This is a genomic window from Wenzhouxiangella sp. XN79A, from assembly GCF_012272825.1.
In the GTDB taxonomy this organism is placed as follows: Bacteria; Pseudomonadota; Gammaproteobacteria; order Xanthomonadales; family Wenzhouxiangellaceae.
In genome coordinates this window covers 56,008-65,046 of the sequence record NZ_JAAWWS010000167.1, presented here as the reverse complement: position 1 = coordinate 65,046, position 9,039 = coordinate 56,008, and the positions used below count along the sequence as shown (strand labels likewise).

Annotated in this window: 5 protein-coding genes and 1 tRNA gene; 3 read left to right on the top strand and 3 right to left on the bottom strand. The window is 67.9% G+C overall.

Annotated elements, in window-relative coordinates; genetic code table 11:
- Positions 1-534: 534 nt before the first annotated feature.
- Both gap and HFP89_RS14890 read right to left on the bottom strand, forming a co-directional pair.
- Positions 535-1,542, bottom strand: a complete 1,008-nt coding sequence (gap, locus tag HFP89_RS14895) for a type I glyceraldehyde-3-phosphate dehydrogenase (RefSeq protein WP_168718465.1) — start codon at positions 1,540-1,542, stop codon at positions 535-537.
- 806 nt (positions 1,543-2,348) lie between these two features.
- Positions 2,349-2,837: a GNAT family N-acetyltransferase gene (locus tag HFP89_RS14890; protein WP_168718464.1), complete on the bottom strand. Its 489-nt coding sequence runs from the start codon at positions 2,835-2,837 to the stop codon at positions 2,349-2,351.
- Positions 2,838-2,916: 79 nt separating this feature from the next.
- On the opposite strand from HFP89_RS14890, the gene HFP89_RS14885 reads away from it, so the two are divergent.
- A tRNA-Arg gene (locus HFP89_RS14885) sits at positions 2,917-2,993 on the top strand.
- A 907-nt stretch (positions 2,994-3,900) separates the two neighbouring features.
- On the opposite strand, the gene HFP89_RS14880 is transcribed toward HFP89_RS14885, so the two are convergent.
- Positions 3,901-4,512 carry an HNH endonuclease gene (locus HFP89_RS14880; RefSeq protein WP_168718463.1) on the bottom strand — a complete coding sequence of 204 codons (612 nt, stop codon included), beginning with the start codon at positions 4,510-4,512 and terminating at the stop codon, positions 3,901-3,903.
- Between the two features lie 1,292 nt (positions 4,513-5,804).
- Here HFP89_RS14880 and HFP89_RS14875 point away from each other — a divergent pair.
- On the top strand, positions 5,805-7,172 hold the full coding sequence (locus HFP89_RS14875; RefSeq protein ID WP_240956440.1) for a Do family serine endopeptidase: 1,368 nt from the start codon (positions 5,805-5,807) through the stop codon (positions 7,170-7,172).
- Between the two features lie 466 nt (positions 7,173-7,638).
- The gene (locus HFP89_RS14870; protein ID WP_168718462.1) at positions 7,639-8,427 is read left to right on the top strand and encodes a CpsB/CapC family capsule biosynthesis tyrosine phosphatase; all 789 of its coding nucleotides are present in this window, start codon (positions 7,639-7,641) and stop codon (positions 8,425-8,427) included.
- The last annotated feature ends 612 nt before the right edge of the window (positions 8,428-9,039 follow it).

Here is a 9,039-nt window from a genome sequence, read left to right as displayed (position 1 = left end):
GGACGACGAGGTGTAGAAGGCCGGCGCCAGGGTTCGATGGGCGATTGCGTCACGAGGTCCCGGGTTCCGGCTGCGCCGGCCCCGGGACGACGAGGAGTAGAGGGTCGGCGCCAGGGTTCGATGGGCAATCGCTTCACGAGGTCCCGGGTTCCGGCTGCGCCGGCCCCGGGACGACGAGGAATAGAAGGTGGGCCACGGGACGACGAGGTGTAGAAGGCCGGCGCCAGGGTTCGATGGGCAATCGCTTCACGAGGTCCCGGGTTCCGGCTGCGCCGGCCCCGGGACGACGAGGAATAGAAGGTGGGTCACGGGACGACGAGGGGTTGTCAGAAACGAAAACGGCCCGGACAGTGCCGGGCCTTTCGAATCTTGCTCCTTGCTGCCGATATCAGCCCTGCTGATCTTCACAGCGCGTTGCGAGCGGGTGGCTGGCGGTGGCCGCCAGCGCGGAGGAACCGGAGTGTGCTCACAGCACATGAGGATTGCGAGCACTGCTGGACGCCGCCAGGCGCCCGCGCAGCAGCGCTGCGGCGTTCAGCCGACCTTGCTGACGGCCAGGGCCGTATCCAGCATGCGGTTCGAGAAGCCCCATTCGTTGTCGTACCAGCTCAGGACCTTGACCAGCTTGCCGCTGACCTTGGTCAGGGTGGCGTCGAACACCGAGGAGTGCGGGTTGTGGTTGAAGTCGATCGAGACCAGCGGGTCGGTGTTGTAGCCCAGGATGCCCTTCAGCTCGCCTTCGGCGGCGGCCTTGACGGTTTCGTTCACTTCCTCGACGGTGGTGTCGCGGCTGGCCACGAAGCTCAGGTCGACGACCGAGACGTTGATCGTCGGCACGCGCATGGCGAAGCCGTCCAGGCGGCCGTCGAGTTCCGGCAGCACCAGGCCGACGGCGGCGGCCGCGCCGGTCTTGGTCGGGATCTGGCTCATCGTGGCCGAGCGGGCGCGGCGCAGGTCGGAATGGAAGACGTCGGTCAGGACCTGGTCGTTGGTGTAGGCGTGGATGGTGGTCATCAGGCCGGTCTCGAGGCCGATCTTCTCGTGCAGCGGCTTGACCAGCGGCGCCAGGCAGTTGGTGGTGCAGCTGGCGTTGGAGATGACGTCGTCGCCGTCCTTCAGCACGCCGTGGTTGACGCCGTAGACGATCGTCGGCAGGTCCTTGCCGGCCGGGGCCGAGATGACGACCTTGCGGGCGCCGGCGGTCAGGTGGGCCGAGGCCTTGTCCTTGCTGTTGAAGATGCCGGTGCATTCCATGACCACGTCGACACCCATCTCGCCCCAGGGCAGCTTGGTCGGGTCGCGCTCGGCCAGCACCTTGATGCGGTCGCCGTTGACGACCATCGCGTCGCCGTCGACCACGACATCGGCGTTGAACTTGCCATGCGCGGTGTCGAAACGGGTCAGGTGGGCGTTGGTCTCGGCGTCGCCGAGGTCGTTGATCGCGACGATCTGGATCTCGCTGGTGCGCTCGTACTCGTACAGCGCGCGCAGCACGTTGCGGCCGATGCGGCCGTAGCCGTTGATGGCAACCTTGATGGTCATGGCGGTCTCCCGGAGGCGGATGGATGTGAAAAAGCGGTACCGGGGAAAGATTTTACCGGCTCGGGACCGCCGGGCGGGGCCGGCGCACGGCGCGGCGGCCGAGTGCTGCCCATCGGGCTGCTGAAGGGGGCTTGCGCGCGAATCGCCAGGGCCAGCCTTCGCCCGGCCCGGCCGGCACCCATCATCACCTCGTCGTCCCGGGGCCGGCAAAAGCCGGAACCCGGGACCTCGTGACGCAATCGCCCATCGAACCCCGGCGCAGGCGTTCTACACCTGGTCATTCCGGGGCCGGCGCAGCCGGAACCCGGAATCTCGTAACGCGATCGCCCGTTGAACCGTGGCGACAGCATCACGAAATCCCGGGCTCGCCTTCGGCGCCCCGGGATGAGGGGAGTGGGTGGGAGATATCTCGACTCGATCGAGTCTCGGGGTGGTCAGGACGAGTTGCGAGCAACTCTGACCGCTCCGGGTCCGCCTACTCGGCGCCCGGGATGACGGTGAAGTAGGGGCCGCGGCCCGGGATGACGAGGAGAGGAAAACGGCGCCTCGGGACAGCAGAGAAGTGGTGTACCCCGCCCTATCCACCTGTTGGAGAGCGTTTATGCGCGAATCGACCAGGCCAGCCTTCGTCTGCAAGACGCCTCCGACAGGCCTCCGGTCAGGCGCCCTTGCAATTTCCTGCCGGGATTTTTCACTGGAAACTGTTCACTGCTTACGCCACTTGCGCCGCGAGCGGACAGCTCCCCTTCGCCTGGCACAGCCACCTGCCGGCAGTGCGCCGGCCCGGCGTTGAAGCGACCGGAATCTCAGCCGACCAGGCGCTCCAGGGCCGCTTCATCCAGCCGATACACGGTCCACCCCGACTGCGGCTGCGCACCCAAGGACTCGTAGAACTCGATCGCCGGCCGGTTCCAGTCCAGCACGCTCCAATCCATGCGGCCGCAGCCCCGGTCTCGGGCCTTCCGGGCCAGTTCCAGCAGCAGGGCCTTGCCGATCCCCCGTCCGCGCTGCGACTCGCGCACGAACAGGTCTTCGAGGTACAGGCCTGGCTTGCCGGTCCAGGTCGAGTAATTGTGGAAGAACAGCGCAAACCCGGCCGCCTCGCCGTCCCACTCAGCCACCACGGCCTCGGCCGTCGGCGACTCACCGAAAAGACCCGCATGGAGCAATTCGGGGGTCGCCTTCGCCGACTCCGGCTCCTTCTCGTAGATCGCCAGTTCCTTGATCAGGTCGAGCAACAGCCCGACATCGTCGGGCGTGGCGGGGCGCAGTTCGAGTCGAGCGTTGTCGGTCATGATCCGGTCCAGAAGTCGTCGAGGTCGGCGCGTCGCCCGAATGGACTTTGCGCATTTCTGCGCTACAATACACGGCTACGCGCCCGTAGCTCAGCTGGATAGAGCGCTGCCCTCCGGAGGCAGAGGTCAGGGGTTCGAATCCCTTCGGGCGCGCCATCCAGGAAAAAAAAGGTCGCCATCGGCGGCCTTTTTTTTCCTGGATGACTCGCCCGAAGGACCACGATTCAAACCCCCGGGTTCGCCTTCGGCGCCCCGGGATGACGGTGAAGTAGGCGCGGCGCCCCAACCACACCTCGTCGTCCCGGGGCCGGCAAAGCCGGAACCCGGGACCTCGTGACGAAATCGCCCGTCGAACCGTGGCGCCACCTTCGGGAGATCCCGGGTTCGCCTTCGGCGCCCCGGGATGACGGTGAAGTAGGCGCGGCGCCCCAACCACGCCTCGTCGTCCCGGGGCCGGCAAAGCCGGAACCCGGGACCTCGTGACGCAATCGCCCGTTGAACCGTGGTGCCAGCCCAGGGAGATCCCGGGTTCGCCTTCGGCGCCCCGGGATCACGGTGAAGTAGGCGCGGCGCCCCACCCACACCTCATCTTCCCGGGGCCGGCAAAGCCGGAACCCGGGACCTCGTGACGCAATCGCCCGTCGAACCGTGGCGCCACCTTCGGGAGATCCCGGGTTCGCCTTCGGCGCCCCGGGATGACGGTGAAGTAGGCGCGGCGCCCCAACCACACCTCGTCGTCCCGGGGCCGGCAAAGCCGGAACCCGGGACCTCGTGACGAAATCGCCCGTCGAACCCTCGCGCCAGCTTCGGGAGGTTCCGGGTTCGCCTGCTCGGCGCCCCGAAACGACGAAAAGATCTTCGCGCGGGATCCGCCCTCCCACAGTCGATCAGGGCGGTTTCCCGGGTCTGTCTGTTGGAGGCCGCTTGCGGGCGAAGGTCGAACTCGGCGATTCGCGAGCAAGCTCCCTCCAACAGGAGAATCAGCGCCGGTGCTGGATCGAAGGCCTGTGGGAGGCCGGCTGGGCCGGGGGAAGATCGGGCTCGACAACCGCCGAACGGGCGGTCAGGCCAGCAGTGCCTCGCCGCGCTCCAGCCGCTTGCGAAGGACGCTGTTGCGCGGGAAGTGCTGGACGAGGAAGTCCATCTGGTCGGCCAGGATGCGGCGGCCCTGCAGGTAGACGTATTCGGCGTGGGTGGGCGCGAAGGGGATGGCCAACAACTGCATGCCGGCTTCTTCGGGCGTGCGCGAGCCCTTGTGATTGTTGCAGCGCTTGCAGGCAGTCACGACATTCGTCCAGGTGTCCGCGCCGTTCTGGGCCAGCGGGTGGACATGGTCGCGCGACAGGTCGCCGTCCCTGAACTTGTTGCCGCAGTAGAGGCACAGGTTCTGATCACGACGGAACAGCGCGCGGTTGGACAGCGGCGGGGTGTAGTCGTAATAGAAGTTCTTGCCGCCCGGATGGGCGCCGTGGGTGGCCAGGATGGCGTTGACCGCGATCTCGGTCCGGCAACCGGTGTGGGCATTGATGCCGCCGTGCAGGCAGTACAGCACCGAGCCGAGGGAATAGCTCACCTGCTCGAGGCAGATCAGCTTCACCGCATCCTGGTAACTGATCCACTCCAGCGGCATTCCCGCGACGTCGGTCCGCAGCACCTGCTGGCTGAGGTTCAACATCTTGGGCAGTTCGTTCCGTGTGTCCACCACATGTTGTGACACCGTGAACAGGGCCTGTCCGTATCTTTGCCTCAAATGCGATTGGTTTGCAAGCCCTGTCGGGTGACGATTCGGTGACAGGGCGGGTTGGGGTTTCAGGTTTCCGGTTTCCGGTTTCCGGTTTCAGGTTTCAGGTTTCAGGTTTCAGGTTTCAGGTTTCAGGTTTCAGGGTTCAGGTTTCAGGTTTCAGGTTTCAGGTTTCAGGTTTCAGGTTTCAGGTTTCAGGGTTCAGGGTTCAGGGTTCAGGGTTCAGGGTTCAGGGTTCAGGGTTCAGGGTTCAGGGTTCAGGGTTCGGGGTTCGGGGTTCGGGGTTCGGGGTTCGGGGTTCGGGGTTCGGGGTTCCGGGTTCAGGGTTCAGGGTTCAGGGTTCAGGGTTCAGGGTTCAGGGTTCAGGGTTCAGGGTTCCGGGTTCCGGGTTCCGGGTTCCGGGTTCAGCCTGGACTGTGAACTGGCCCCGATTCTGTCGACACCTGACGCAATCACCCGTCGAACCGTGGCACCGGCTTTCTTCACCTCGTCGTCCCGGGGCCGGCGAAGCCGGAACCCGGGACCTCGTGACGGAATTGCCCGTAGAACCGTGGCGCCAGCTTCGGGAGATCCCGGGTTCGCCTTCGGCGCCCCGGGATGACGAAGAATAGAAAAGTGACGCCCCGGAACGACGGTGAAGTAGGAGCGGCGCCCCACCCACACCTCGTCGTCCCGGGGCCGGCGAAGCCGGAACCCGGGACCTCGTGACGGAATCGCCCGTCGAACCGGGGCGTCACCTTCGGGAGATCCCGGGTTCGCCTTCGGCGCCCCGGGATGACGGTGAAGTAGGCGCGGCGCCCCACCCACACCTCGTCGTCCCGGGGCCGGCCCTCTACACCTCGTCGTCCCGGGGCCGGCCCTCTACACCTCGTCGTCCCGGGGCCGGCGAAGCCGGAACCCGGGACCTCGTCACGCAATCGCCCATCGAACCGTGGTGCCAGCCCAGGGAGATCCCGGGTTCGCCTTCGGCGCCCCGGGATGACGAGGAATGGAAAAGTGACGCCCCGGGATGACGGTGAAGTAGGAGCGGCGCCCCAGGATGACGGCGAAGTAGGCGCGGCGCCCCGGGGATGACGGGGGAATGAAAAGGCGGCCTTCAACAAAGCGGACGACCCCCTCCGGAAATTCATTGAAACTTGCCGAGCCCGACCGTATCCAAAGCACCGCGGCGGGCGATCGGCCGTCGCGCCCGATTTCCTGCACCACGCTCGAAGGAGACGCTGCCGATGCTGGCGAAGCCGAACCCGCTGCTCATGACCCTGTTCATGGCCCTGGCCCTGACGGCCCTGGCGCCGGCCCGCGCGGCGCTGCCGGCCTCGGTCGACGGCCAGCCGCTGCCGTCGCTGGCGCCGATTCTCGAGCGCACGACGCCGGCGGTGGTCAACATCTCGACCCAGACCCGGGTCCGGGTGCAGACCAGCCCGTTCTTCAACGACCCGTTCTTCCGCCGCTTCTTCGACACCCCCAGCATGCCGCGCGAACGCGTGCAACGCTCGCTGGGTTCGGGCGTCATCGTCGATGCCGAAGCGGGGCTGGTGCTGACCAACAACCACGTCATCGACAACGCCGACGACATTTCGGTGACCCTCAACGACGGCCGCGAGCTGGTGGCCGAGTTCATCGGCGCCGACCGCGACACCGACCTGGCCGTGGTCCGTATCGACGCCGACGACCTGGCCGAACTGCCGCTGTTCGATTCCGACGCGCTGAAGGTCGGCGACTTCGTGGTCGCTGTCGGCAACCCGTTCGGGCTGGGCCAGACGGTGACCTCGGGCATTGTCTCCGCGCTGGGCCGCAGCGGCCTGCGCGGGCTGGAGTACCAGAACTTCATCCAGACCGATGCCTCGATCAACCCCGGCAACTCCGGCGGCGCGCTGATCAACCTCCGAGGCGAGCTGGTCGGCATCAACACCGCCATCTTCACCCCGAGCGGCGGCAACGTCGGCATCGGCTTCGCCATCCCCGCCAGCACCGCCGAGTACGTCATGAACCAGCTGGTCCGCTACGGCGAGGTGCGCCGCGGCAGCCTGGGCGTGGACGTCCAGGACTTCACCCAGGAGCTGCGCGAGGCGCTCGACGCCGGCGACCGCGCCGGCGTGGTCGTCACCCGGGTCGAGGGCGACAGTGCGGCCGACGAGGCCGGCCTGCAGGCCGGCGACGTGATCCTGGCGCTGGACGACCGCCTGATCGACTCGGTCCAGACCCTGCGCAACATCGAGGGCCTGATGGCCGTGGGCCGCGAAGTGGAGGTCGAATACTGGCGCAACGGCCGCGAACGCCGCGCCGAACTGGCCATCTACGAAAACCTCGACGCCCGCATCGCCGGCCAGCGGCTGGACCCGCGGCTCGACGGCGTCGTACTGGTCCGGGTGCCCGAGCGCGCTCGCGCCGTCGGCGTGCTGGTCCAGGACGTGCGCCGCTCGACTCCGGCCTGGGAATCCGGCCTGCGCCCCGGCGACCTGATCGTCGCCGTCGGCCGCGACCCGGTGCGCAACCTGCCCGAACTGCGCAAGGCCTTCCCGATCGAGGCCGACGACGAACTGGCCTTCGAAATCCGCCGGCGCGGGCGGGCGTACCTGGCGGTGATCGAATAGAACCCGGCCCCCGACCCGCCGGAACACACCTGTAGGACGCCGCTTGCGGGCGAAGACCGGCCACGCCGAAGCGCGCGCAGGCGCCCTCCAGCAGGCGATCCGGCCACCCCGTGGCCCGGCCTACGGGAAACGCACCCGGGGATCCCCACGCGAACGATCCCGAGGGTCGCCGCATACCGTCCCCGGGTCCCGGCTCGGAGGCCGGGATGCCAGGAAAAGAAGCCGCGCCCCGGGTCCTGGCCACGCCGATTCGCGCGCAGGCGCCCTCGAAGTTTCAACCACTCACCGCTCACCGTTCACTTGCGCTCTCCCCGTTCCCCGCTCCTCGCTCCCTATTCGCCGCTGCCCGTTCGCTGCTCCCCGCTCCTACCGCCTGGAACCCGAACCCTGAAACCTGCTTTCCCCGATCCCTCCCCGCCCACCTCCATCCCGTACACTGATCGCTCGGCCGTCTGCGATCCGCGCCATGCTGACCGACCTCCACTGCCACCTGATTCCCGGCATCGACGACGGCTCGAAATCGCTCGAGCAGTCGCTGGCGATGGCGCGGATTGCGGTCGAGGACGGGATTTCGACGACGGTGGTCACGCCGCATCACCTGAACGGCGTCTACGACAACCCGGCCGACGGGGTTCGCGAGGGCTTGCGGGTGCTGAAGGAAGCCCTGTTCCGCGAACGGATTTCGCTGCAGCTGCTGCCCGGCTCGGAGCTGCACCTGGTGCCCGAACTGCCCGGCCAGCTCAACCGCGGCGAAGCGCTGACGATTGCCGATCGCGGCCACGCGGTGCTGGTCGAGCTGCCGGTGCACACCGTGCCGGTCGGCGCGGAAAACATCCTCGACCACCTCATCGCCATGGGCCTGACCCCGCTGATCGCCCACCCCGAGCGCAACAGCGAACTGCGGCGCACCCCGGAGCGGCTGGCCGGCTGGGTGCGGATGGGATGCCTGGGCCAGGTCACCGCGCAGTCGTGCACCGGCAACTTCGGCGAACCAGTGCGCGACGCGGCCCGGACGATGATCCGCCAGGGCAGCATCCACGTCGTCGCCTCCGACGCCCACCGCGACGCCCGCCGCGTGCCGCGCATCACCATCGCCCGCAAACCCATCGAACAATGGGCCGGCAAGGACGCCGCCCGGCTGCTCATCGAAGCCTTCCCCGCCCGCCTCGCCGACGGCGAACTCCCCGACCCCGGCCTGCTGATCGACGTCCTCCCCACCCGAACCCGCAAGCCGTGGTGGCGGAAGATGTTCTAGATCGGTGATTCTGGGCGACGATCGCCGCATTTTCGGCGATTTTGGTGGGAGTTACGGCTGCACGATGAACTTCGACCCGTTCAACGCCCGGCCGACCCGGGACCGGCCACCACCACCTCGTCGACCCGGGGCCGGCCACCTACACCTCGTCGTCCCGGGCCCGGCCCTCTACACCTCGTCGTCCCGGGGCCGGCGAAGCCGGAACCCGGGACCTCGTGATGCGATTGCCCGTCGAACCCTGGCGCCGGCCCTCTACACCTCGTCGTCCCGGGGCCGGCGCAGCCGGAACCCGGGACCTCGTGACGCAATCGCCCGTCAGAACCCTGGCGCCAGCCCAGGGAGATCCCGGGTTCGCCTTCGGCGCCCCGGGATGACGGTGAAGTAGAAAGGGCGCCCCGGGATGACGAGGAATGGAAAAGTGACGCCCCGGAACGACGGTGAAGAAGGCGCGGCGCCCCACCCACACCTCGTCGCCCCGGGGCCGGCCCTCTACACCTCGTCGTCCCGGGGCCGGCGAAGCCGGAACCCGGGACCTCGTGACGCAATCGCCCGTCGAACCCAGGCGGCAGCTTCGGGAGATCCCGGGTTCGCCTTCGGCGCCCCGGGATGACG